This window comes from Nakamurella flavida (assembly GCF_030811475.1).
GTDB classification, from domain to species: Bacteria; Actinomycetota; Actinomycetes; order Mycobacteriales; family Nakamurellaceae; genus Nakamurella; species Nakamurella flavida.
This window is the reverse complement of record NZ_JAUSQV010000001.1, coordinates 2,285,956-2,309,982: the sequence shown is the minus strand read 5'-3', so window position 1 is coordinate 2,309,982 and position 24,027 is coordinate 2,285,956. Positions and strand designations below refer to the sequence as shown.

General features: G+C 71.7%; 17 protein-coding genes. 10 read left to right on the top strand and 7 right to left on the bottom strand.

Going from position 1 to position 24,027, the window contains the following annotated elements; translation table 11 throughout:
• Nucleotides 1-136 precede the first annotated feature (136 nt).
• The 3 genes from J2S58_RS10345 (at nucleotide 137) to J2S58_RS10335 (ending at nucleotide 1,678) form a co-directional block, all read left to right on the top strand.
• Nucleotides 137-412 (top strand): DUF305 domain-containing protein, encoded by a 276-nt coding sequence (locus tag J2S58_RS10345; RefSeq protein ID WP_306828004.1) that lies wholly within the window; start codon nucleotides 137-139, stop codon nucleotides 410-412.
• Nucleotides 413-417: 5 nt separating this feature from the next.
• Nucleotides 418-846, top strand: a complete 429-nt coding sequence (locus J2S58_RS10340) for a DUF4142 domain-containing protein (protein ID WP_306828002.1) — start codon at nucleotides 418-420, stop codon at nucleotides 844-846.
• 112 nt (nucleotides 847-958) lie between these two features.
• Nucleotides 959-1,678 carry a class F sortase gene (locus J2S58_RS10335; protein ID WP_306828000.1) on the top strand — a complete coding sequence of 240 codons (720 nt, stop codon included), beginning with the start codon at nucleotides 959-961 and terminating at the stop codon, nucleotides 1,676-1,678.
• Nucleotides 1,679-1,687: 9 nt separating this feature from the next.
• Here the strand turns inward: J2S58_RS10335 and J2S58_RS10330 are convergent, their stop codons facing one another.
• Nucleotides 1,688-2,080 carry a phosphomannose isomerase type II C-terminal cupin domain gene (locus J2S58_RS10330; protein WP_306827998.1) on the bottom strand — a complete coding sequence of 131 codons (393 nt, stop codon included), beginning with the start codon at nucleotides 2,078-2,080 and terminating at the stop codon, nucleotides 1,688-1,690.
• A 256-nt stretch (nucleotides 2,081-2,336) separates the two neighbouring features.
• On the opposite strand from J2S58_RS10330, the gene J2S58_RS10325 reads away from it, so the two are divergent.
• The 4 genes from J2S58_RS10325 (at nucleotide 2,337) to J2S58_RS10310 (ending at nucleotide 5,691) form a co-directional block, all read left to right on the top strand.
• A complete protein-coding gene (locus tag J2S58_RS10325) occupies nucleotides 2,337-3,332 on the top strand; it encodes a zinc-dependent alcohol dehydrogenase family protein (RefSeq protein WP_306827996.1) in 996 nt (331 codons plus the stop codon).
• Between the two features lie 46 nt (nucleotides 3,333-3,378).
• Nucleotides 3,379-3,921 carry a class I SAM-dependent methyltransferase gene (locus J2S58_RS10320; RefSeq protein WP_306827994.1) on the top strand — a complete coding sequence of 181 codons (543 nt, stop codon included), beginning with the start codon at nucleotides 3,379-3,381 and terminating at the stop codon, nucleotides 3,919-3,921.
• 184 nt (nucleotides 3,922-4,105) lie between these two features.
• Complete coding sequence (locus tag J2S58_RS10315; RefSeq protein ID WP_370881867.1) at nucleotides 4,106-4,972, top strand: DNA-3-methyladenine glycosylase family protein; 867 nt, start codon at nucleotides 4,106-4,108, stop codon at nucleotides 4,970-4,972.
• Between the two features lie 53 nt (nucleotides 4,973-5,025).
• Nucleotides 5,026-5,691: an NADPH-dependent F420 reductase gene (locus J2S58_RS10310; protein WP_306827990.1), complete on the top strand. Its 666-nt coding sequence runs from the start codon at nucleotides 5,026-5,028 to the stop codon at nucleotides 5,689-5,691.
• 105 nt (nucleotides 5,692-5,796) lie between these two features.
• Here the strand turns inward: J2S58_RS10310 and J2S58_RS10305 are convergent, their stop codons facing one another.
• On the bottom strand, nucleotides 5,797-9,663 hold the full coding sequence (locus J2S58_RS10305; protein ID WP_306827988.1) for an OmpL47-type beta-barrel domain-containing protein: 3,867 nt from the start codon (nucleotides 9,661-9,663) through the stop codon (nucleotides 5,797-5,799).
• A gap of 774 nt (nucleotides 9,664-10,437) precedes the next feature.
• Here J2S58_RS10305 and J2S58_RS10300 point away from each other — a divergent pair.
• Nucleotides 10,438-14,337, top strand: a complete 3,900-nt coding sequence (locus J2S58_RS10300) for a family 43 glycosylhydrolase (protein ID WP_306827987.1) — start codon at nucleotides 10,438-10,440, stop codon at nucleotides 14,335-14,337.
• Between the two features lie 157 nt (nucleotides 14,338-14,494).
• Here the strand turns inward: J2S58_RS10300 and J2S58_RS10295 are convergent, their stop codons facing one another.
• From J2S58_RS10295 to J2S58_RS10275, 5 genes are all read right to left on the bottom strand, one after another.
• Nucleotides 14,495-15,091, bottom strand: coding sequence for a CGNR zinc finger domain-containing protein (locus J2S58_RS10295; protein WP_306827985.1), 597 nt, complete (start codon nucleotides 15,089-15,091; stop codon nucleotides 14,495-14,497).
• Between the two features lie 175 nt (nucleotides 15,092-15,266).
• Nucleotides 15,267-16,319, bottom strand: a complete 1,053-nt coding sequence (locus tag J2S58_RS10290) for an ABC transporter permease subunit (RefSeq protein ID WP_306827983.1) — start codon at nucleotides 16,317-16,319, stop codon at nucleotides 15,267-15,269.
• Complete coding sequence (locus tag J2S58_RS10285) at nucleotides 16,316-17,461, bottom strand: ABC transporter permease (protein WP_306827981.1); 1,146 nt, start codon at nucleotides 17,459-17,461, stop codon at nucleotides 16,316-16,318. The genes J2S58_RS10290 and J2S58_RS10285 overlap by 4 nt, the downstream gene beginning before the upstream one ends.
• A complete protein-coding gene (locus J2S58_RS10280; RefSeq protein WP_344470082.1) occupies nucleotides 17,458-19,032 on the bottom strand; it encodes a sugar ABC transporter ATP-binding protein in 1,575 nt (524 codons plus the stop codon). Before J2S58_RS10280 ends, J2S58_RS10285 begins: the two co-directional genes overlap by 4 nt.
• 396 nt (nucleotides 19,033-19,428) lie before the next feature.
• Nucleotides 19,429-20,547, bottom strand: coding sequence for an ABC transporter substrate-binding protein (locus tag J2S58_RS10275; RefSeq protein ID WP_306827977.1), 1,119 nt, complete (start codon nucleotides 20,545-20,547; stop codon nucleotides 19,429-19,431).
• A 640-nt stretch (nucleotides 20,548-21,187) separates the two neighbouring features.
• On the opposite strand from J2S58_RS10275, the gene J2S58_RS10270 reads away from it, so the two are divergent.
• Both J2S58_RS10270 and araB read left to right on the top strand, forming a co-directional pair.
• The gene (locus tag J2S58_RS10270) at nucleotides 21,188-22,216 is read left to right on the top strand and encodes a LacI family DNA-binding transcriptional regulator (RefSeq protein ID WP_344469986.1); all 1,029 of its coding nucleotides are present in this window, start codon (nucleotides 21,188-21,190) and stop codon (nucleotides 22,214-22,216) included.
• 121 nt (nucleotides 22,217-22,337) lie between these two features.
• The gene (gene araB, locus J2S58_RS10265) at nucleotides 22,338-24,017 is read left to right on the top strand and encodes a ribulokinase (RefSeq protein WP_306827974.1); all 1,680 of its coding nucleotides are present in this window, start codon (nucleotides 22,338-22,340) and stop codon (nucleotides 24,015-24,017) included.
• Nucleotides 24,018-24,027: the final 10 nt, after the last annotated feature.

Below are 24,027 nucleotides of genomic sequence, written 5' to 3'. Positions count from 1 at the left end.
GAGGGTAACCAGCGCTCATCCGGCACGGAACGGGTTGACCGACGGAGGGTCTGGGAACTGAGGGATCACGACATGTTCGGCCGGGACACCCCGTGCCGGCCCGACGATCGAAGACGAACGTCCCCCGGAGGCTCGTATGTCCTTGCTCTCTCCCGCGTCCCTTCCCACCGTCCTGCGCCGCGGCGCAGCCGTGGCCGCTCTCGCCGTCCTGGTCACCGTCGGCGGTGCGTCCGTCGCCGGCGCCGCCGCCGCGCCGAGCGATCAGGACCTCGCCTACATCACCAGCAACGGTCAGACCAACCTGGCCGAGATCACCATCGGTGCCATCGCTCTCGACCGGGGCAGCAACGCCGAGACCCTGGAGCTGGCCACCATGACGGTGGCCGACCACACCGCGGCGCTGGCCAGCTGACCACCGTGGCCGGTGACCTCGGGGTCGACCTGCCCGACGCCCCGAACGCCGAGCAGCAGGCGCAGGCGGCGACGCTGAAGTCGGTCTCGGATTCCGCCTTCGACGCGACCTACGCGCAGATCCAGGTGGCCGGTCACCAGAAGAGCGTGGCCAGCACGGAGAAGGAGATCGCCGAGGGCACCGACGCGACCGTCGTCGCCTACGCCACCGGCTACCTCCCCGTCGCGCAGCACCACCTGATGATGGCCGAGGAGGCCCTCGCCGCCGCCGGGGGTGCGCCGGCCGCCGTGCCTGCGGGCTCCGGCGGTTTGATGGGGACCGCCGACGGTTCCGGGCAGTCCCTCGCCTGGGCCGTCGGAGTCGCCGGCCTCGCGCTGGTCGGCGGAGGCGTCGTGGCGCTCCGCCGCCGGGAGCGGGCGGACACCCACGCGTGACGCTGTGACCCGGCCCGGCACCGACGGGCCGGCGGGACGACCCGCCGCGCCTCCCGGTCCCTCCGCATCCACCCGAACCGGTGGTCGGAGCCGCACCGTCCCGGTGGTCCTCGTGACCACCGGGGCGGTGTTGCTGGCTGTCTGCCTCCTGCTCCTCACCGGCCAACGGCAACTCCCCGCCGCGTTCGGGGCACTGCCCGCGGCCGCACCGGCCGGATCGTCCGCGATGACAGCGGTACCGCCGTCGACCGCGGGGTCGACGGCCGAGCGGTCCGTGGTCGGCGCCGGCCCGACCCCGGCGGCGGCCGCCCGCGTCGGCCCCCCGTCCACCGGGATCTCGCCGTCCACCGAGATCCCCGTGCCCACCGCGACGCCCGCACCGACTCCCTCACCGGCCGCACCCCTGACGGTGTCACTGCCCGGTCCCGGAGTGTCGGCTCCGGTGGTCGAGCTCCTGGCCGCGGACGGCGTCCTGCACCCACCCGAGGACCCGGCGGTCGTGGGCTGGTGGGCGGCCAGCGCGCTGGTCGGGGCGACGAGCGGAAGTACCGTCCTCGTCGGCCACGTCGACTCCGCGCAGGCCGGCCTCGGCGCGCTGGCCGGACTCTCCGAGCTGACGGCGGGCAGCCCGGTGGAGGTGACGACGGAGTCGGGGACCACCGGTTACACCGTCACGGCGCTGCTCGTCCTGGACAAGGGGGCCGGTCTGCCGGCGGACCTCTTCACCCGCACGGGGCCGCCACGCCTGGTGCTGATCACCTGTGGTGGTCCGTTCGACGAGGCCACGCTGTCCTATCGGGACAACGTCGTGGTGATCGCCGATCCCGCCTGAACCGGCTGCTCAGCGGCCGTAGTCGTCCTCGAGGCGTTCGATGTCCAGCTCGTCGAACCGGCCGAAGCAGACCTCGAGGAAGCGGCCGAGGCCCGGCCCGGGGTTGCCGACCCGGTGCGGCACGCCGACGGCGATCTCCACCAGTTCGCCGGCCTGCATCAGGCGCTCGTTCTCGCCCACCTGGACGAGCAGCGGCCCGTCCAGCACCTGCCACAGCTCGGCGCGTTCGGCGTGCCGCTGCAGGCTCACCCGCCGTCCCGGTTGCACGGTGATGCACTTGACCGTGCAGGGCCGGTTCAGCGCCAGCTGGCGGGTGTGACCCCAGGGTCGGTCGATGTCCACCACGTCCGCCGTGAGGGACGGTGAACGATCGGCCTCGCGGGTATCTGGCGTGTCGGACATGCATCGCTCCTGGTCGCAGGGCCGGGCCGGGTCGCCCGGATCGGCGTGGCGGGTGGTCGGGCATGATGGCCCCGGTCGCCGGCTGCCGGGGCGTCAGGTCGACGGCAGCCGAGCGTATCGGCGCGGTGGTGCTCCGGCCCCGCGCGCCCCACGGTCGGGACGATCCCCGGCCGTCGCCATCGTGAGGAGACATCGTGGTCCGGTCCGCACCGTTCCCGGCGTGCAGCGTGCGCCCCGCCGCCCGGGGTGGGATCCGATGAAGGCGGTCCTGTTCACCGCCCCCGAGCAGATCGAGATCGGCACGATCGACGACCCCACCCCCGGTCCCGGCCAGGTGGTGGTGGCGCCCGCCGCGGCCGGCATCTGCGGCACCGACATCCACATCCTGGAGGGCGACTACGCCCGCCAGTGGCCCACGATCCCGGGTCACGAGTTCGCCGGCGAGGTGGTCGCGGTCGGGTCGGACGCGATGGGCATCGCCGTCGGTGACCGGGTCGCGGTCGACCCGTCCCTGTACTGCGGGCTCTGCCACTACTGCCGGCGCGCCCGCGGGAACCAGTGCGAGCGTTGGGGTTCTCTCGGGGTGACGGCCCCCGGAGCGGCGGCCGAGCTGGTCGCCGCGCCCGCCGCGAACTGCGTGGTGCTGCCCGAGCACATCGCCACCCGGGACGCCCCGCTCATCGAGCCGCTGGCCTGCGCGGTCCGCGGCTACGACGTCCTGCGGCTGGCCATGGCCGACCACGTGCTCATCTACGGCGCCGGGACGATGGGCCTGATGATGCTGCAGCTGGCCAAGAAGGCCGGCGCCGCCACGGTGACGGTGGTGGACCTGAACGCCGAGCGGCTGGCGGCGGCCCGGGCGCTAGGCTGCACCGCCGCCGTCGGATCCCCCGACGAGGCGCTGCGCGCGCGGGGGTGGGACGCCGTCATCGACTGCACCGGGGTGGTCGCCGCGATCGAGGACGGCATCTCCCGCGTCGGCCGCGGCGGGACGTACCTGCAGTTCGGGGTGAGCCAGACCGACGCCGTGGCCCGGATCAACCCGTACCGGATCTTCAACCAGGAGATCACCATCGCCGGTTCGATGGCCGTGCTGCACAGCTTCGAGCGCGCGGCCGACCTGTTCGCCGAGGGGGTCATCCGCGCCGAGGACTTCATCACCCACCGCTACGCGTTGGAGGACTACGCCGAGGCCGTCCGCACCTTCCGGGCCGGCACCGGCCGCAAGGTGCAGGTACTGCTCGCAGGGTGACCCGATGGCGGGGACGACCGGGTGCAGCACGGGGGAGGATGGACCCATGACCGACCCCCGCGCCCTGGCCCAGCACGATCGGGCGTCCGCCGGCCCGCCCGTCCACCCGCTGGACCGGGCGGCCGCCGCGGTCGCCGACGGACTCGGTCTGACCTCGCAGGACGTCGTGCTGCACCTGGGCTGCGGTGAGGGTGAGCTGACCCTGGCGCTGGCCGGCACGGTCCAGGGCGTCATCGCCATGGACGCCTCCGCCGACGTGCTGGCCCGGGCCCGCGCGACCGGCGACGCGGCGGGCATCGACACCGTCACCTGGATCCGGGGCACGCACACCGACGTCCCGGTGCTCAGTCGCATGCTGGACGGCGATCCCCTCGGCGGGGTGCTGGTCAGCGGCGGCGTGCCGATGTCCGACGTGCCGCGGTTGCTCGCCGCGGTCACCGGGCTGCTGCGTCCCCGGGGTGGGGTGGCCTTCACCGGAGCCGCCGCACGCGACCCGCGCAGGTCGGCGGAACTGTTGGCCGTCAACGGGTTCGACACCGTGCCCGTACCGGACGACGTCGACGGGGTCGTGGTCGGGGTCCTGCGGTGACGTCCCGGGCCCACCCGCGGCCGTGACGTCCGCCCCGCCCCTCGGTGGTCCCGGCGACGACCGGGCCGCCGAGCACGCCGACCGTCCGGTCGACGACAGCCGCGCCCGGGTGGAGGTCCAGGACGAGGGGCCGACGCCCGTCGTCCGGTCGACGTGGTCCCCGGCCCGGCCGCCGAACCTGCTGATGACGCTCGCGCCGCTGCGGCGGGGGTCGCTCGACCCGACGTTCCGCCGCGACGAGCAGGGCATCTGGCGGACCTGCCGCACCCCGGAGGGGCCGGCGACCATCCTGCTGCGACAACGGGCGTCCGGGGCCGTGGAGACCACCGGGTGGGGACCGGGCGCGGAATGGGCGGTCGGCCAGGTCCCGGAGCTGGCCGGGGCCCAGGACGACTGGGCCGGGTTCGACTCGTCCACGCACCCGCTGCTGCGGGAGACCCGGCACCGGGCCGTCGGGCTGCGGCTGCCCCGCACCGCGCTGGTCTTCGAGGTGGTGGTGCCCTCCGTCCTGGAGCAGCGGGTGATCGGCACCGACGCCCGGCGGGGCTGGCGCTACCTGGTCACCAAGTTCGGGGATCCGGCCCCGGGTCCGGCGCCCGAGGGGATGCGGGTCATCCCCGGCCCGGAGACGTGGCGTCTCATCCCGTCCTGGGAGTGGCACGCCGGCAACATCGACCCCGGCCGGGGGCGCACGGTGCTGCGTGCCGCGCGGGTGGCCGACGGACTGGAGCGCACGGTGGCCCGCGGTTGGACCGCGGCCGAGGTGGTCACCGCTCTCCGGTCGCTGCCCGGGATCGGGGTGTGGACGGCGGCCGAGGTGGTGCAGCGTTCGCACGGCGACCCGGACACCGTCAGCGTCGGCGATTACCACCTGGCCGCCCTCGTCGGGTGGGCGTTGATCGGCAAGCCGGTCGACGACGACGGGATGCTCGAGCTGCTCGAACCCTGGCGCGGCCACCGGCAGCGGGTCGTCCGGCTCATCGAGGTCAGCGGATTCCGCAAGCCCCGGTTCGGTCCGCGGCTGGACATCCAGGACTACCGCAGCCTCTGATCCGCCGGTCACGTCCGGGAACACCCGGGGCCGGGGCGCGGTTGCCCACTGGCATGACCACACTCGGATTGATCGGCAGCGGACTCATCGGATCGGCCCTCGCGCGTCTGGCGGTGAAGGCCGGCTACGACGTCGTCGTGAGCAACTCCCGCGGCCCGGAGACCCTCGCCGACCTGGTCGCCGAGCTCGGCCCGAAGGCCAGTGCCGGCACCGCGCGGGAGGCGGCCGAACGCGCCGACCTGGCCGTGGTGACCGTCCCGCTCAAGGCCTACCGCGAGGTGCCGGTGGCCGAGCTGGCCGGCAAGGTCGTCATCGACACCAACAACTACTACCCGCAGCGTGACGGGGTCATGCCCGAGCTGGAGGACGGCTCCGTCACCTCCGCCGAGCTGCTGCAGGCCCACCTGCCCGACTCGCACGTGGTCAAGGGCTTCAACCACATCCAGTTCGACCACCTCCCCGAGCAGGGACAGCCCTCCGGCACCGATGGTCGGCGGGCCCTGGTGATCGCCGGCGACGACGCGGCGGCCAAGGCCACCGTGGCGGCGTTCATGGACGCCATCGGATACGACGCGGTCGACATCGGTCCGCTGAGCGAGAGCTGGCGCATCCAGCCCGGCACCCCCGGGTACGGCCCGCGCCTGACCCGGTCGGAGATGACCGAGGCGGTGGCCGCGGCCCAGCCCGCCACCGCGCACGCCGGCGGCTTCGTGGAGTGAGCCCCACGCCCCGCCCGCCCTCAGCCGGGCGGCGGGGCCGAGCAGACCAGGGGCCGGGGAGCTGATGCTCCCCGGCCTCTGGTCGGTGCGGGTGGATCGGCCGGATCAGCCGGTGATGCGCAGGGTGGTGCTCGCCGTGGTGCCGTCCGTCCCCGTGGTGGTGAGGACGTACGTCCCGGCCGTCGTGGCCGGCGGGATCTGGACGGTGTTGCGGGCGCCGCCGGCGGCGTCGCTCCCGACGCTGCCCAGGGCGATCTCGGCCCCGTTCAGGGTCAGCACGCTGGTCAGGCTGTCGTACCGCAGGTAGCCGGCCAGCACGAGGGTGGCGTAGCCGCCCGCGGCGACCGTCCGCGCGGTGGTCCTCACGCTGGTGACCGTGTTCGCGTTGATCACCACCGTCAGCGTCCGGATGGAGCTGAGGTTGCCGGCGGTGTCCCGGCTGCGGTAGCCCAGGAGATGGGTGCCGACGGAGTTCACCGTCACCGGCCCGCTCACCGGGGTCCAACCGCCGCCGTTGTCCTGGTACTCGAGTCCGGCGATCCCCGAACCGATGTCGGTGCCGGCGAAGGTCACCGTGATCGGGTTGCGCGGCGTCCCGGTGCCCGAGGACGGGGTGCGGGTGGCGGTCGCGGAGGGGGTGCGGCGGTCGACCCGGACGGGCGTACTGGTCTGCGAACCGGCGACGATCACGTTGCTGCGCAACAACCGGGTCTCCAGGGTGTTCGCACCGGTGGTGCTGACGGTGAACGCCCTGCTGTACGTGCTCCAGGTGGCCGCGCCGTTGAGCCGGAACTGCGCCTTGGTGCCCGCGGGGACGGTCAGGGAGACCAGGACGGTCTGGGTGTACCAGCCCGCCGCCGTGGGGGAGGCGTTGGAGGTCAGGGTGACCGTGGCCCGCTCACCGGTCCCGGCGGCCGGGACGGTGACCGCGGTGACCGCGGAGACCAGGCCGGCCCGGTCCGTGGCCCGCAGGGACACCACATGGGCCTGGTCGTCCACCGCGACCGGTGCGGTCCAGGCCGTCCAGGCCCCACCGTCGAGCTGGTACTCCACCGTCGCCACACCGGAGGTCAGGTCGGCCGCGGTGGCCGAGACCGACCGGCCCGCCAGGGATCCGGACACCGACGGTGCCGTGGCGTCCCGCTGCACGGACGTGGTGCCCACCGCCGAGACGTTGCCGGAGACGTCGGTGGCCCGATGGCTGTAGGTGGTGGTGCCCTCGGGCACGGTGATCGGGCCGGTGTAGGCGGTCCAGGGGCCGTCCCCGACGCGGTACTCGGTGCCGGCCACGCCGGAGCCGGTGTCCGTCGCCGCCAGGGTCAGCGTGGTCGCCGACCGGCGCCATCCGTTCGCCCCGTCGGCGACCGCCGGATCCAGGGTGGCGGTGACGACCGGTGCGGCGGTGTCCGCCGACCCGTCGCCCGGCGCCATCCTGATGAAGGTGACCGAGTTCGCCGGGACGGTGCGCGTGAAGGACGCCGAGATCCCGGTGATCGTGGAGGTGACCGGTCTGACCGGCAGCGCCGTGCGGCTGTTGACCGCGGCCGGATCACCGCTGATCACAGTCATCGTGGCGGTCGGGGCGACGGCGGCCCCACCCAGGTCGACCCGGGTGACGGCCGGGGTGTTCTGGGCGTTGACGACCTTGAGGATCAGGTCACCGGTGGCGTCGTCCTTCGTCAGGACCTGGGCGAAGGGTTCCGCCACCTTCTCGGTGAAGGAGCCCTGCCGGACGCCGTCCAGGAACAGGGTGACCTGGCTGCCCCGGACCTGGATGTCCACGTCGTAGGCGCGGTCGGTGACGATCGGGGTGTGCGGCCCCTCGAAGACGGTCTGCTTGCCGCCGTTGGTGGCCTTCTCGACCAGGCTCCGGGTGTTGTTGAAGCCGCCCAGGTTCCACCAGTAGTAGTTGCCGGAATCCTTGACGCCGAAGCCGACGAGGAAGCCCTCGGCGCCGGCCGTCTTGGTGGCCTTCACGCTGAGGTCGTAGTCGGTGGCGGTGATGGCGCCACCCTTGACCAGGGTGTCGTTGGCCCGCACGTCGGACTGGGTGTAGCTGCCGTCCGCTGCCGACCAGGTGCCCCGGCCCGCCAGGTTCGTCCAGCCGTCGGCGTTGCCGTCGTCGAAGTTGTCGGCGAACAGGGAGGCGCCGTCCGTACCGGTGACCGTCACGTCGTCGTACTTCGCCGTGGTCGACCAGGTGGACAGGCCCACGCTGCCGGTGATCGGTGTCGCCCGGGCGACCTTGCCGGAGGCGGTGGTCGGGACCACCCGGTCACCGACGTTGTTCATGAACAGCTTCTGGACCTCGTAGTTGGCCGAGCCCCAGGTCTCGTCGTTGTCGAACCAGATCATGTCGGGCGTCCACTGCACGTTGTCCACGTTGGCCAGCAGCGGCGCGTAGGAGGCCATCTTGACCACGTCGGCGTTGCGTTCCAGGCCGGTCATGTAGGCGGCCTCGGACAGTCCGTTGAACAGTCGGTTGTCCTGCGAGGCGTACTCGCCGATCCACACCTTCGGTCCGTTGCGGTCGTAGGTGTCGTACCGCCTGTTGTTCTGCAGGAACCATTCCGGGGAGTTGTAGTAGTGCTCGTCGACCATCTCGACGTTCTCCGCGCGGTTCTGGGCCCAGTGCTTGTCGAAGGTGCCGCCCTCGTCGTCGGGTCCGGAGTTGGAGATCAGCAGCATGTCCGGGTACTTCGCCTTGATGGCGTCGCGGAACTTCACGAAGTTGCCGATGAAGGCCTCGGGGTAGTTCTCCTCGTTCCCGATCTCCATGCGCGTGAGGCCGAACGACGCGGGGTGGCCCATGTCGGCGCGCAGCTTGCCCCAGGTGGAGGTGACGGGGCCGTTGGCGAACTCGATGAGGTCCAGGGTGTCCTGGATGTGCCGCTGGATCAGGGCCTCGCTGTTCCACTCCCCGTCCCGCAGCTGCTGGCCGCAGCCGTTGATCAGGGCGGGGACGTCGGGAACGGGCATGGCGCCGATGTCCTCGGCGAACTGGAAGTACTCGTAGTAGCCCAGGCCGTAGGTCTGGTTGTAGCCCCAGAAGTTGGCGTTCGTCGCGCGGGTCTCGACCGGGCCGACGGAGTCCTTCCACTGGTAGGACCGGGCCCGCTCGTAGTTCGAGGCGGCGTCGTAGCCCTGGTGGCTGTTGACGTTGACGATGCACCCGCCCGGGAAGCGGATGAAGCCGGGGTGCAGATCGGCGATCTTCTGGGCCAGATCCTTGCGCAGGCCGTTCTTCCGGCCCTTGAACGTGTCCTGCGGGAACAGCGAGACCTCGTCCAGCCGAAGGGTTCCCGTGCCGCCGGCCTGTACCGACAGCCGGGCCGAGTCGGTGGTCAGGGACGCGGTGAGCGTCCCGGAGTACTTCACCCAGCCGTCACCGGCCGCGGTCAGGCTCAGCGTGTCGGACACCGGTGAACCGGCGGTGGACTGCAGGCGCACGGTCAGCGGAGTGCCGGCGGCCGCCGTCGTCCGGGCGAAGACCGAGAAGTCGTACCTCCCGCCCTGCACGACCGGGACCCCGGCGTTGAAGCCGTCGTTGCGGACTCCGAAGGTCCCGCCGGTCGGGTTGGCCAGGTCGACCTTCAGGTAGGTCCGGTTGCGCTCGTTCATCCGGGCGGCGTCGTTCACCGTGTTCGTCGTACCGGCGCCGCCGCCGACGGAGACGGGCGCCCAGGCGGTCATCCCGGTGTACGAACGGTTGTCGACGGGCAGGAACTCGAAGGACCGGTTGCGGACGAGCTCGGCGTACAGGCCGCCGTCGGCGGCCCAGTTGATGTCCTCGAAGAACACTCCGTACATGGCGTCGTCGATGGTGGCGCCCTGTCCGGCCGGGTCCGCCGTGATGGTGTAGTCGGCGGCCGGGTCGTCGGCGGCTGCCGCGGTGCCCACTGTTCCGGTCAGGGATCCCGTCGTGAGGGCGGCGACGAGCAGCCCCCCGAGCAATCCACGCTTTCTCGACATTCATGTCCTCCTCGACATGGCGGGTGTGCACGGGAGCGCGGTCCACCACGGCGCACCGGCCGAGACATCGGACGGTGGAACGGAACCCGTCGTGACGGGGGCCGCTGGAGGCGGACAACTGTGTTAGCGCTCACAAGCGAAGCTAGGGGGCTGTGCGGACGATGTCAACACCCTGTGTGACGGCTGAGCTGCAGGAAGGCGTGGGTTGTCGGCCGCGGTCGACGCGACCCCGGTCCAGCGGTGGGCATCGAACCGATCACCCGGCCGAGCCTCGGAGTAGTCACGCCAGGTCACAAGCCCTTCACAGATGGCTGTGTGCACGCTAACATCGGCCCACACGAGTGCCGCGCCGAGACCCAATGCCGGGAGGCCAGCCGTATGTCGTTCCCCGTTCCGTTCCCCGTCCTGCTGCGCGATGCGCTCGGACCGTGCGCCCCTGGGGACACCACCCGGTCACCGTCACCCTGACCCCTGCCTGGTCGGCGGGCGGCTTCCGCCGGGTCCCGCTGCGGCCCCGGGCGGTCGTTCCGGTGCCGACCGGGTCAGGGACGGGACACCCGCGCAGACCCGCTGAACCCCGCGGGGCCCGTTCAGATCCGCTGTCCTGCTCGGGCTTTGGTCGTCGACGGCCGATCCGGCCGATCCGGCCGATCCGGGCGGTCCGCCGCTGTCCGCCACGACGACCGTTCCCTGCTGCCCCCCCCAGATCGGGCTCCTGCTCCGATCCCCGTCGATCCGGGCTCACCCATCCGGAGCTCGAAGAGGAGTGCGTACGTGACCTCGACCCTCCGGTCGCCGCGGCGACCGATCGCGGCGCTGGCCGTGCTGGTGACCGCCCTGGGGTTGGCCACCGTGCCGACCTCGGTAGCCGCCGCCGCCCCGCCCGCCAGTGCCCTGGTGGCCCGCTACGACTTCTCCGCCGTGTCCGGCACCACCGTTCCCGACGCCTCGGGCAACGGCCGGACCGCCACCCTGGTCGGTTCCGGGGCCACCGTGTCCGGGAAGGAGTTGACCCTCCCGGGCGGCGGGAACGGTAGCGGGGGAGCGTATGTGCAGCTGCCCACCGGTCTGTTCGACGGTCGCGACACGCTCACCGTCTCGGCCTGGTTGAAGAACGGGACCGGGTCGGGCAACTACGCCGCCCTCTTCTTCGGTACCACCGAGAACCTGCCCGCCCAGTACTGGCTGCTCAACCCGGCCGACCCGGCCGGCCGGTTCAAGTCGGTGATCACCGGCGACCTGAACGCCGCGCAGCCCTATCTGACCGAAACCGGTATCTCCCCGACCACCCCCGCGCGCGGGGTGCCCGGTCCACTCACCGATGCCGCCTGGGGGCTGTACACCACGGTCATCACCCCGACGACGATCACCGGGTACTACAACGGCAGGAAGATCGGCACGGTCAGCACGTCCCGCACGGTCAGCCAGTTCGGCAGCAACCTGGTGGGGTACATCGGCCGGTCGTCCTACCCGGACATGCTGTACCGCGGCGGTGTCCGCGACGTCTCCGTCTGGTCGACCGCGTTCACCGAGACGGACGCGGCGGCGGCCTACTACGCCGGCCTCGGCGACGACGCCGCCGTGGACGCGGCTCTGGCCGCGGACGCCGCGGGGATCACCGTGCCGACGCGGACCGCCGCCGACCTCACCCTGCCCACCGCCGGGGGCAACGGTTCGACCGTCACCTGGGCGAGTTCCGACCCGAGCCGCCTGACGGCGGACGGCCGCGTCGTGCGTGGCCAGGAGGACGTGGCGGTGACCCTGACCGCGACGCTCGAGCTGGCCGGGCGCACCGTCACCCGCGCCTTCCCGGTGACCGTGCTGGCCGACAGCCCGCAGCGCAACCTGCAGATCACCGCGGAAGGCTTCGATCTCGCCATCGCCGTGGTGACCGCGGACATCACCCTGCCCACCTCCGTGGGCGATGCTGCGGTGGCCTGGTCGTCGTCGAACCCGGCCGTGCTCGGCGCCACCGGCACGGTCACCCGCCCGGCGGCCGACACCCCGGTCACCCTCACCGCGGTGTTCTCGGCGAACGGGCTGACCGAGGCGCGCACCTACCCGGTCACCGTGCTCGCGGCGGACGCCGGTCGGTTGGCCTCGTACATCCGTCCCGGTGACACCGAGCGCACCGACGCCCTCCACCTGGCTGCGTCGACCGGTGCCGGCACGTTCACCGCGCTCAACAACGGCCGCCCCGTGCTGTTCCCCGGCCAGGGGGTGGCGAAGATGGGGGCGCCCACCGTGTTCCGCAAGCCCGACGGGTCGTTCGGCGTGGTCGCCACGGTCGACGGGTCGAACGATGTGTATGTCTACGACTCCGCCGACCTCATCACCTTCACCGGTGAGCGCCAGGTCCGCTTCAACGGCCAGGGCCTGTCCACCACCTCCCTCTCGGTGGCCTACGACAACGGGATCGCCGCGTATCGCCTGAACTTCGTGGCCACCGTCGACGGACGCACGTACCAGGTCACCACGAAGGATTTCCGCACCTTCGGCCCCGCGGTCCTCGCACCGGCCTTCCCGGCCGTCACCGGTACGTTCCCGGACGGCGCCCTGGAGGTCTCGACGATCGGACTGACGAAGGTCGAGATCGATCGGGTGCTCGCCCGCTACGCGCGCGTCGTCAACACCGGGGTGAAGCCGTTCGACGACGTCACCGTGCAGCAGGGGCGGCCGGCGGCACTGCCCACCACCGCGGAGGTGCAGTACTCCAGTGGCGACACCACCGCCATGGGGGTCACCTGGGACCCGGCCGACGTGGCCGCGTTGAGCAGTGCCGCGCCGGGCACGTACACCGTCGACGGCACCGTCCAGCCGCTGACCTACCCGGACATCCTGGTCTCCCAGCGGGCCGACCCCGACGTGGTGAAGGGCAGTGACGGTTTCTACTACTTCACCGCGTCCTATCCGATGATCGGCAGCAGCGACCCCGAGGGGTACGACCGCGTGACGATCCGGAAGTCGGCCACCATCACCGGTCTGGCCACCGCACCGGAGATCACCATCTGGGACGAGAAGGACTCCCCGGCCCTGAACCGGTACATCTGGGCTCCGGAACTCCACCAGGTCGACGGCACCTGGTACGTCTTCTTCACCGGCAGCATCGACAACGGCCCGTTCAGCATCCGGCCTGCCCTGCTGAAACTGAACGGGACGGATCCGACCGATCCGAGCAAGTGGGTGGAGGTCGGCCGGATGAAGGCGGCCCCGGGGGACACCGCGGCCTTCGCCGGGTTCTCCCTGGACATGACCTACTTCGAGAACGCCGGCAGGCACTACGTGATCTGGGCCGAGAAGCCGAATGCCTCGACCCTGCGGATGGCCACCGTCGACCCGGCGAACCCGGCCCAGCTGACCAGCCGGTCCATCCTGCTGTCCACCCCCACCGTGGCCTGGGAGCGCAACGCCGGGCAGAACATCAACGAGGGCCCGGCCGTCATCAAGCGGAACGGCAAGGTGTACGTCTCGTTCTCCGGATCGACCGTGGACGCCAACTACGCGGTGGGTCTGCTCTCCGCCGACGAGGGCGCGGATCTGATGGACCCGGCGGTCTGGACGAAGAACCCGTACCCGGTCCTGCAATCGGCCGATCTCCCCGGCCAGGTCGGCCCCGGTCACAACTCGTTCACCGTCGACCAGTACGGCAACCCGGTGATCGTGTTCCACTCCCGCACCGCGGGCGAGGTGTCCGGCCCCGGTGACCAGGGCGACGGTGGCCTCTTCGATCCGGGTCGCCACGCCCGGGCGAAGACGGTGCACTTCCGTGCCGACGGATTCCCCGTCCTGAACATGACCCCGGCCGAGGAACTGGCCGAGCAGTACCGCGCCGTGCAGGTGAGGGTGGTCGTCGCGGGCGAGGTCGATCCCGGTGTGCCGCAGGCGGTGCTGAACCTGACCACGTCGGGGGCGGCCTCGGCCGACGGGTGGTACCGGACGGCCGTGGTGGCCGCGGTCGCGCTGCCCGCCGGTGCCATCGCGGCGGACGGGTACCGGACGCAGCTGAGCATCGACGGCGGCGCCTGGCGGACCTCGCCGGCCCCGACGACGATCTCGGCGAACGGGGAGCACACGCTCCGGACCCGGCTCATCCGGAACAGCGTGCTGGTGGAGGGGTCCACGGCGGAGCGGACCGTCCGGATCGACCGGTCGGCCCCGACGGCGACGGCCACCCGCACCCCTGCTTCGTCGGGCACACCGCGCAACCCGGTGGACGTGGTCATCACGGGGAAGGATCCGGTGTCGGGGATCGCCGCGGTGGAGTACCAGCTCGACGGCGGCGCGTGGAACGCGGTCACCGGACCGGTGCGGGTCGCCGCGGTGGGCAACCACCTGGTCTCCCACCGGGCCACCGACCGGGCCGGGAACCTCTCCACGGTGCGGTCCGTCGCGGTGATCATCTCCGCCGACGTGCCGACCGCCCTGGTCGCCTCGTCCGGCGGACGGGTGGCCGCCGGCGCCCCGGTCACCTTCACCCTGCGCGGGTTCCTCCGGTACGACCGGGTGACGGTCCGGACCGGGACCGCAACCTGGGCCACGGTTCTCACCGACGCCACCGGAGCCGCCCGGGTCACGGTGACCGTTCCGGCCGATCAGCCGAAGGGGGCGCTCGTCGTCACCGCAATGGGGTCCGACGCGGCGGTCGCCGCCACGGCCTCCCTCACGATCCGCTGATCCTCCCCGGGGTCGGGCCGTCACCACGGTCCGATCCCGGGGTCCACCCGAGGCTGTCTCCGTGCGGATGTGCGTCCGCGCCGGAGGCAGCCTCGTGGCATTCCCGGGGGAGCCGCGGCGGTGACCTCGGTGCGGGGTGTCCGGGATCCGGGGGGTCTCAGGGGGACGGCGGCGTCGCTTCGTCGGCCGACGGAGCGGCGGCCCCCCGGTGGGTACGAACCTTGGCCAGGTTGCCGCACCGCTCCATGGAGCACCACCGGCGGGTTCCCGGCCGGGAGGCGTCGACGAACATCAGCCGGCAGTCGTCCGCGGCGCATCCGCGGACCCGGTCGGCGAGCGGCCCGGTGAACAGATCGATGGCGTCCCGGGCGACGGCCGAGAGTGCTGCCGCGGCCGGGGTTTCCGCCGTGGTGGCCGTGCCGTCGGCGGTCAGCCGGGGGACGGGTGGGGCCGTGGCCGCGACGGTGTTGAGGATCCGGACGTCCTCCGTGGCGAACGGACGGCCGTGGATGCGGGCCTGGGCCAGGTTCCAGAGGGTGTCGCGCAGCCGACGGGCCGGCGCGAGATCGGCCGGTCGCGCCTGGATTCCACGCAGGCCCAGCACGTGGCCGAGCCAGCGTTCCAGGCTCTGCTGGTCGACGACCAGTTCGGGCTCCACCCACTCTTCGCGACCGGCGGTGTGCGCGAAGTCCAGGCAGGCCCGCCCGGAACGGAAGCGTTTGGCCAGGGCGGGGCCCATCGCAGGCGCGGTCATCACCCCACTGTAGCTCCACCCGACACCGGTCTGACCGGTGCTGCGGGCTGCTCGGCACCCGGGTCGCCCGCTCCGGCCCGGCACAGCGCGATGCCCCGCCGGACCGTGGTCCGGCGGGGCATCGGGTGGATCGCCAGGGGTGGCCGGGCGCCGGGGGTGGGTGCCGGCCGACCGGTCAGCGTCTGCGCCGGATGAGGATCCGCTGCAGCACGATGAAGAACAGCACCAGCACACCGATCATCACGCGGGTCCACCCGGTGTTGAGGTCGCCGTCGAACTCCTTGTAGGCGTAGATGACCCCGAGGGTCAGCACCCCGAGCAGCGAACCCAGGACGTATCCGGACCCACCGGCCAGCAGGGTGCCGCCGATGACCACGGCGGCGATGGCGTTCAGCTCGTACCCGATACCCGCGACCGGGTCACCGGACGCGGTGTAGAAGGAGAACAGGATGCCGGCCAGGCCGGCGCACAACCCGCTGATCGTGTAGACCGCGATCTTGGTCCGGGCCACCGACAACCCCATCAGGTTGGTCGATGCCTCGCCCCCGCCCAGGGCGTACACGGTGCGGCCGAAGCGCGTGTAGTGCAGCACCACGAACGCGATGACCAGGACGGCCAGCGCGATGAGAACGGCCGGGGTGGTGTAGATCTCGCTCACCCGGGTACGGCCGCGGGCGTTCGTCGTCGTGGTCTCCCACAGATCGATGTGCGCCAGGTTCATCGACTGGAAGAAGCTGTTGTCGATGGCGATCGACCGGTCGGTGATGACGAGGCACAGACCGCGGGCCAGGAACATCGCGGCCAGGGTCGCGATGAACGGTTGGATCTTGAAGTGGTGGATCATCAGCCCGACCAGGAAGCCCAGCCCGCCGCCGACCAGCAGCACCACCGGGATGACGACCGGGGCCGGCCAGCCCTCCCGGAGCAGCGTGGCCGCGACCACGGTGCCCAGGGCCATCACCGCCCCCACCGACAGGTCGATGCCGCCGGTGAGGATCACGAACGTCATGCCGATGGCCAGCACGATGAGGAACGAGTTCTTGCTGAACAGGTCGAGGACGGCCTGCCCGGAGGTGAAGTTGGGATACAGCACCGAACCGACCACCAGCATGATCACCAGCAGCACCACGGTGGCGCCGATCTGGCTGTACTGCTGGAACCGGGTCAGCGGGCGGCGCTTGTTCGTCGGCGTCGGCGCCGGCTTGTCCTGGGCTACGGCGGTGGTCATGAGGTCCTCGTCCCGGTGGAGCGGGTCAGGGTGGGGGTGGCGCCGACGGCCGCGGCGGGTTGCCCCGCGGTGGCCGGGGGCGGCGTGGTGCCGGCGGCGGTGCCCGGATCGGCGGTGGCGCCGGGGGTCGGTCCGCCGCCCTTGCCGCGCCGGAACAGCGCCGAGATCTTCTCCCGCGCCTGGGGCGACTGCAGGATGCAGACCACGATGACCACGCAGGCCTTGAACACGTCGGTCGTGCGCGGGGACACCGCGATGACGATGAAATTGTCCATCGTCTCGATGATGAAGGCGCCGATGAGGGTGCCGGCCAGCGAGAACCGGCCGCCCGCCAACGACGTCCCGCCGATGACCACGGCCAGGATCGCGTCCAGCTCGATGAACAGGCCGATGGAGTTCGGGTCGGCCGACGTCGAGTTGGACGTCAGCATCAGGCCGGCCAGGCCGGCGCACAACCCGGCGAAGATGTAGACGATCCAGATGATCGACCGGGACCGGATGCCGGCCAGCCTGCTCGCCTCGGGGTTCACGCCGACCGACTCGATCAGCGTGCCCAGGGCGGTGCGCCGGGTGAGCAGTGCGGTGCCGGCGAAGATCAGCCCGGCGATGATGATCGAGAACGGGACGGAGAGCCAGTAGCCGCCGCCGATGAGCTTGTAGGCGGGGGAGTTGTCCGGGTAGAGGATCTTCTCCCCGGTGATCACCTGGGCCAGTCCGCGGCCGGCGGTCATCAGCACCAGGGTGGCCACGATGGGTTGGATGCCGAGGACGGAGACCAGGAAACCGTTCCAGGCCCCGGCGACCAGCGCCATGAGCAGGGCGACGCCGACGGCGGTGAGGACGACCCGGACCGACCCGCGGTCACCGGAGTCGATGATGTACATCGACGCCCACGACCCGGAGATGGCGGCCACCGCGCCGACCGACAGGTCGATGCCGCGGGTGGCGATGACCAGGGTCATCCCCAGGGCCACCAGGATGATCGGGGCGGCGCGGCGCAGGATGTCGATCGGTGCGCCGAAGAGGTTGCCGTCCAGGATGGACACCTGGAAGAACGTCGGGTTGGCGACCACGTTCGCGACGAGCAGGGCGACGAGCACCAGGGCCGGCCACACCAGCCGGTTGGACGTGAGGGCCTTCATGCCTTCACCTGCGCGGTGGGTCCGGACGGGGTACCCGCGTGCTGATCGGGGGCGCCGGAGGTGTCCGGCGACGCTGCCGCCTCCCCGGTCCGGGCGATCAGCTCCATGATGTCGTTGACGGTGACTCCCTGGTTGACGATGTCGGCGATCTTGACGCGGTCACGCATGACGCCGATGCGGTGGGACAGGCGCAGCACCTCCTCCATCTCCGCGGAGATGTAGACGACGGCCATGCCGTCGTCGGAGAGGGTCGCGACGAGCTTCTGGATCTGGGCCTTGGCGCCGACGTCGATGCCGCGGGTCGGCTCGTCCAGGATGAGCAGCTTGGGCTCGGTGATCAGCCACCGGGCCAGCAGCACCTTCTGCTGGTTGCCGCCGGACAGGTTGCGGACGAGGGCATCGGGGTTGGCGGGGCGGATGTCCAGGGCCTTGATGTACTTGTCGGCGAGCTCGTCCTGCTGCCGCCGGGGGATCTGGCGGAGCCAGCCGCGGGCGGACTGCATGGCCAGCACGATGTTGGCCCGGACGGTGAGGTCACCGATCAGGCCCTCGGACTTCCGGTTCTCCGAGGCGAAGGCGATCTTCTGGTCCAGCGCGACCCGCGGGCTCTTCAGCTTCACCGGCTGACCGCCGATGGTGAGCGAGCCGGTGTCGTTCCGGTCGGCGCCGTAGAGCAGCCGGGCCACCTCGGTGCGACCGGAACCCAGAAGACCGGCCAGGCCGAACACCTCACCGGGGTGGATCTCCACGTCGAACGGCTGCACCGAGCCGGTGCGCCCGACGCCGTCCGCGGCCAGGAAGGCACCGCCCTCGACGCGGTCCCGGGCATCGCGCTTGGTGCCCGCCTCGAGCTCCTCCAGGGCGGCGAAGTCCTTGCCGATCATCTTGGAGATCAGCGAGATGCGGGGGAGCTCGGCCACGGGGTACTCGCCGACGAGCTCGCCGTTGCGCAGCACCGTGATCCGGTCGGAGATCTCGTAGATCTGGTCCAGGAAGTGGCTGACGAAGAGCACGGCCACCCCGCTGTCGCGGACGCTCCGGATGATCGCGAAGAGTTCGGCGACCTCGCGGGCGTCCAGCGACGAGGTGGGCTCGTCGAGAACCAGCACGGAGGCGTTGATGTCGACCGCCCGGGCGATCGCCACCAGCTGCTGGACGGCGATGGAGTGCGAGGCGAGCAGCGAGCCCGGGTCGATGTCCAGGTTCAGCGAGGTGAGGACCTGACGGGCCCGCTTGCGCATCGCCCGCCAGTCGATGAGGCCGAACCTCCGCGGCTCGCGGCCGAGCATGATGTTCTCGGCGACGGTGAGATTGGTGACCAGGTTGACCTCCTGGTAGACCGTCGCGATCCCGGCGGCCTGGGCCTGGGCGGGTCCGCTGAACGCGACGTCCCGGCCCGCGACCGAGATGGTGCCCGAGTCGATGGTGTAGACGCCGGTCAGCGCCTTGATCAGGGTCGACTTCCCGGCGCCGTTCTCCCCCATCAGCGAGTGGACCTCGCCGGGGAACAGCCGGAACGCGACGTCCTGCAGCGCCTTGACGCCCGGGAACGAGATGCTGATGTCGCGCATGGAGACGATGGGGGAGTCGGTGGTCCCGGGTGCGGGTCGGGAGCCGGCGGTGCTGGTCGGCGTCACTACGGGCCTTCCTGGAGTGAACTTCGTCCTGACGGGGATGTCGCTTCCGGGGCACGGCCACCGGGGTGGCGTCCGACCGGCGCTGGCGCGTGACATGCGGTGCGGGACAGGCGGTGGACGACCTGTGAGGGTGACCGGGCGCCAGTCTGGCGCAGATCCGGGGCGGCGGCTCGGCGCCGGCCGGGTCGTGACGACCCGGGCCGGCGTCCCCGCCGGGTCCCCGGACAGCACTGCCCAGGTGGGATGGAGGCCCCGACCTGGGCAGCTGTCTGCTGGTTCCGGCGGTGGGCCCGTTCGGGACGTCCGGGCGGGCCCACCACCGGGTGGGGATCAGTACTGGCGGGTCGGCAGCGCGGCCTCGGCCTGCGCCTGGTCGAACTCGCCCTCGATGGTGACGATGCGGGCGGGGATCTCCTCGCCCTTCAGGACGGCGCTGGTGGCCTGGAACAGCTGGTCGCCCAGCAGCGGGGAACACTCGACGATGTAGTTGATCTCGCCGGCCGCGAGGGCTTCCATGCCGGCCTTGACGGCGTCGATGGTGACGATCTTGATGTCCTTGCCGGGGACCTTGCCGGCGGCCTTGATGGCCTCGATGGCGCCCAGGCCCATGTCGTCGTTGTGCGCATAGACCAGGTCGATGTCCGGGTTGCTGGCCAGGAAGCCCTCCATGACCTTCTTGCCGCCGTCACGGGTGAAATCGCCCGTCTGCGAGGCCAGGGTCTTGAACTTGGGGTCCGAGCCCAGGACGTTCTCCCAGCCGGTGGCGCGGTCGTTGGCCGGGGCGGAACCGGTGGTGCCCTCCAGGACGACGACGTTGACGTTGTCGGCGTCGGCGAACTCGGTCTTGGCCCAGGTCGCGGCCTTCTCGCCCTCGGCGATGAAGTCGGAACCGATGAAGGTCTTGTACAGGCTCGGGTCCGAGTCGACCGCGCGGTCGGTCAGGATGACCGGGATGTCGGCGGCCTTGGCCTCCTGCAGGACGGCGTCCCAGCCGGTCTCGACCACGGGGGAGAAGGCGATGACGTCGACGCCCTGGGTGATGAAGGTCTTGATCGAGGCGATCTGCTTGGCCTGGTCGCCCTCGGCGGAGGTGAACTGCAGGTCGACGCCGTTGGCCTCGGCCGCGGCCTTGATGTTGTCGGTGTTGGCGCTGCGCCAGCCGGACTCCGAGCCCACCTGGGCGAAGCCGACGACGGCACCGTCGAGCACGGCCGGGTCGACGGGCGGGAGTTCCGCCGCGCCGCTGCCGGCCGCGGAGGAGGCCGCGGCGGTGGAACCGGCGGACGACGAGGCGGCGGAGGACGCCGCCGACGAGGCCGCGGACGAGGCGGCGGAGGTGGCTGCGGCCGAGGTGGTGCCGGTCGCGGCGGTGCTGCCGCCGCCACAGGCGGCGAGGACGACGGCCGCCGCCGCTGCAGCCGCAGCGATCGCGAAGTTCTTCTTGAACACTCTTGGTTCCTCCAACGCTGGTGGACCTCGACGGAATGCACTGCGGTAGACGGCGGATCGGGCCCGGTGCCGAGCCCCGGCACGGCCCCTCAGCGGGACCCGGCGACGACGTCCGGGGAGGACGCGCGACCGTTGCGCTGGGAGGGGCCGAGGACGGGGCTCCGGCCGGAACGACCGACCCCACAACTTCAGACAACCCACGAGGACCGGACGTGTGACCGGCATCGCAAGTGTTAGCGTTCACAGCATCGGTGTCAAGACCCCGTTATCCGCCCGTTAGATCCGGGCCCGGACGGGAGGGAGGAACCGGGGCCGCCGAGGAGCCGCGCCACAGCCCGGGACCCCCCGGTGGTGATCTCCACGGTGGTGCGGGGACGATCACCGGCCGGCCGCGCCGCAGCACCCTCGACCCCGGTGGCCAGGCATGACCCGGTGGCGGCTCGGGGCGGGCCTTCCGGCACCTTCACCGGCGGGGACCCTAGGATCACCGGCGGGACCCCGGACTCGCTCGGCCGCCGTCCCGATCGAGCCCGGTGCTCCGCAGCGCACTCGTGCCGGACCGTTCCGCCCGACAGTTCCGCCAGACAGCTTCTTCGGACAGTTCCGCCAGACATCGCCAGACAGTTCCGCCAGAGAAAGGATGAGCGTGAGCCCGACATCCGCCCGCCCGCCCGGCATGCACGACGTGGCGCGGCAGGTCGGTGTCTCCCACCAGACGGTCTCCCGGGTGGTCAACGGTCATCCCAACGTCCGGCCGGAGACCCGCGAACGGGTCATGGCCGCCATCTCCGAGCTCGGCTACCGGCGGAACACCGCGGCCCGCGCGCTGGTGACGCGCCGGTCCGGCGTGGTCGGCATCGTGACCACCGGATCGGGTCTCTTCGGGCCGGCCAGCACCCTGCTCGCGGTGGAGAGCGCGGCCCGCGACGCCGGCTACTTCGTCAGCGTGAGCAGTCTGCGGGCCGCCGACGCGTCCGACATCGCCGTCAACCTGGAGCACTTCCTGGACCAGGGCGCCGAGGGTGTCGTGGTCATCGCCCCGTGGGACGAGGTGGCCGAGGCCGCCGGCGGCTTCGCCGTGCAACTGCCGGTGGTGCTGGTGGCCGCGGACGCCCCGGTGATGCCCGGCTTCCACTCGCTGTCGGTCGACCAGGAGGCCGGCGCCCGGATGGCGGTGCAGCACCTCCTCGGCCTGGGGCACCGCCGCATCCTGCACGTCAGCGGTCCGGCCGACTGGTTCGACGCCCGTGCCCGGACCCGGGGGTACACCCGGGAACTGCTGGACGCCGGCCTGGAACCGATGGAGGTCGTCGCCGGGGACTGGAGCGCGGAGAGCGGCTACGCCATCGGCCGGAAGCTCAAGCGCTCCGCCCTGCCCGACGCGGTGTTCCTGGCCAACGACATGATGGCGCTGGGATTCCTGCGCGCGATGCGGGAGAAGAAGATCGACGTCCCGGGCGACATCTCGGTCGTGGGCTTCGACGACGTGCTCGGTTCGGCGTTCTTCGACCCGCCGCTGACCACCATCCGCCAGGACTTCGAGCGGCTGGGCCAGGAGTGCCTGGCCGTGCTGGGCCGCGTGCTGAACGGCAGCCCGGACCCCGACTCCGACCCGCTCCCGCCGGAGCTCGTCGTCCGCGCCAGCACCGGTCCGGTCCGCGGGCGTTGACCCCGGGCCGGCTCCGCGGCCGGTCGTGGGAAGACTTGACGCCCGGAGTGTGAACGATAACACTGCACGAATCAGCGGATCCGCTCAGTGGCGTCGGATCCTGGCGACGAGGAAGGCACCGATGACGGTGGATCCGCACGACGGATATGTGGTCGGCATCGACTACGGGACTCTCTCCGGGCGGGCGGTGATCATCCGCGTGCGCGACGGCGCCGAGATGGGGTCCGCCGTGCACGACTACCCGCACGCGGTGCTGGACCGGGCCCTGCCCTCCGGCACCCCGCTGCCGCCGAACTGGGCGTTGCAGGTGCCGGCCGACTACGTCGAGGTGCTCAAGATCGCCGTGCCGGCCGCCGTCCGCGACGCCGGGGTCGACCCTGCCGAGATCGTCGGCGTGTCCACCGATTTCACCGCGAGCACCCCGCTGCCGGTGCTCGCCGACGGCACCCCGCTCAGCGAGCTGCCGGAGTACGCCGACCGTCCGCACGCCTACGTCAAGCTGTGGAAGCACCACGCGGCCCAGGGGCACGCCGACCGGATCAACGAGCTGGCCCGCGACCGCAACGAGGCCTGGCTGCCCCGCTACGGCGGGCTCATCTCCTCCGAGTGGCAGTTCGCCAAGGGACTCCAACTCCTCGAGGAGGATCCGGAGATCTACCACGCCGCGGCACATTTCACCGAGGCCGGCGACTGGATCGTCTGGCAGCTCACCGGTGAGCACGTGCGTAGCGCCGGTATCGCCGGGTACAAGGGCATCCGGCAGGACGGCCACTACCCGAGCCGGGACTTCCTCGCCGCCCTCAACCCCGAGTTCGTCGGCTTCGTCGACGATCTCCTCTCCGCCCCCATCGGTCAGCTCGGCGACGTCGCCGGTCGGTTGAGTGCGCAGGCCGCGCAGTGGACGGGCCTGCCGGAGGGCATCGCGGTCGCCGTGGGCAACGCCGACGCGCACGCCGCGGCCGCCGCCGGCAACGCGCTCAAGCCGGGTCAGCTGGTCGCCATCATGGGCACCTCGACCTGCCACGTCATGAACGGCGCCGAGCTGCGCGAGGTCCCCGGCATGTGCGGTGTCGTCGAGGGCGGCATCTCCGCCGGCCGGTGGGGCTACGAGGCGGGACAGAGCGGGGTCGGCGACATCTTCGGCCACTTCGTCAAGACCTCGGTGCCGCCGGAGTACCACGAGCGCGCGGCGCAGGCCGGGATCGGCGTCCACGAGCTGCTGACCGAGCTGTCCCAGGGTCAGCAGGTCGGTGAGCACGGGCTGGTCGCGTTGGACTGGCACAGCGGCAACCGCTCGGTGCTGGTCGATCACGACCTGTCCGGGCTGATCGTCGGGCTGACCCTGCAGACCAAGCCGGAGGACGTCTACCGCGCCCTCATCGAGGCCACCGCGTTCGGTGCCCGCACCATCGTCGAGGCGTTCAGCGGGTCGGGGGTGCCGGTCAACGAGCTGGTCATCTCCGGCGGTCTGGTGAAGAACCGGATGCTCATGCAGATCTACGCCGACGTCACCCGGCTCCCGCTCTCGGTGATCACCGCCTCGCACGGCCCGGCGCTCGGTGCCGCGATCCACGCGGCCGTCGCCGCCGGTGCCTACCCGGACGTCGTCGCGGCTGCGGCGGCGATGGGCAAGGTGCAGCGGTCGGTCTTCTCGCCGATCGCCGCGAACGCCGACGCCTACGACGCCCTCTTCGCCGAGTACACCGCCCTGCACGATCATTTCGGGCGCGGCGAGTCCAAGGTCATGCACCGGCTCAAGGCCCTGCAGCGGGACGCCTGGCGCGCGAAGGCGCAGGCATGAGCGCGCCGTC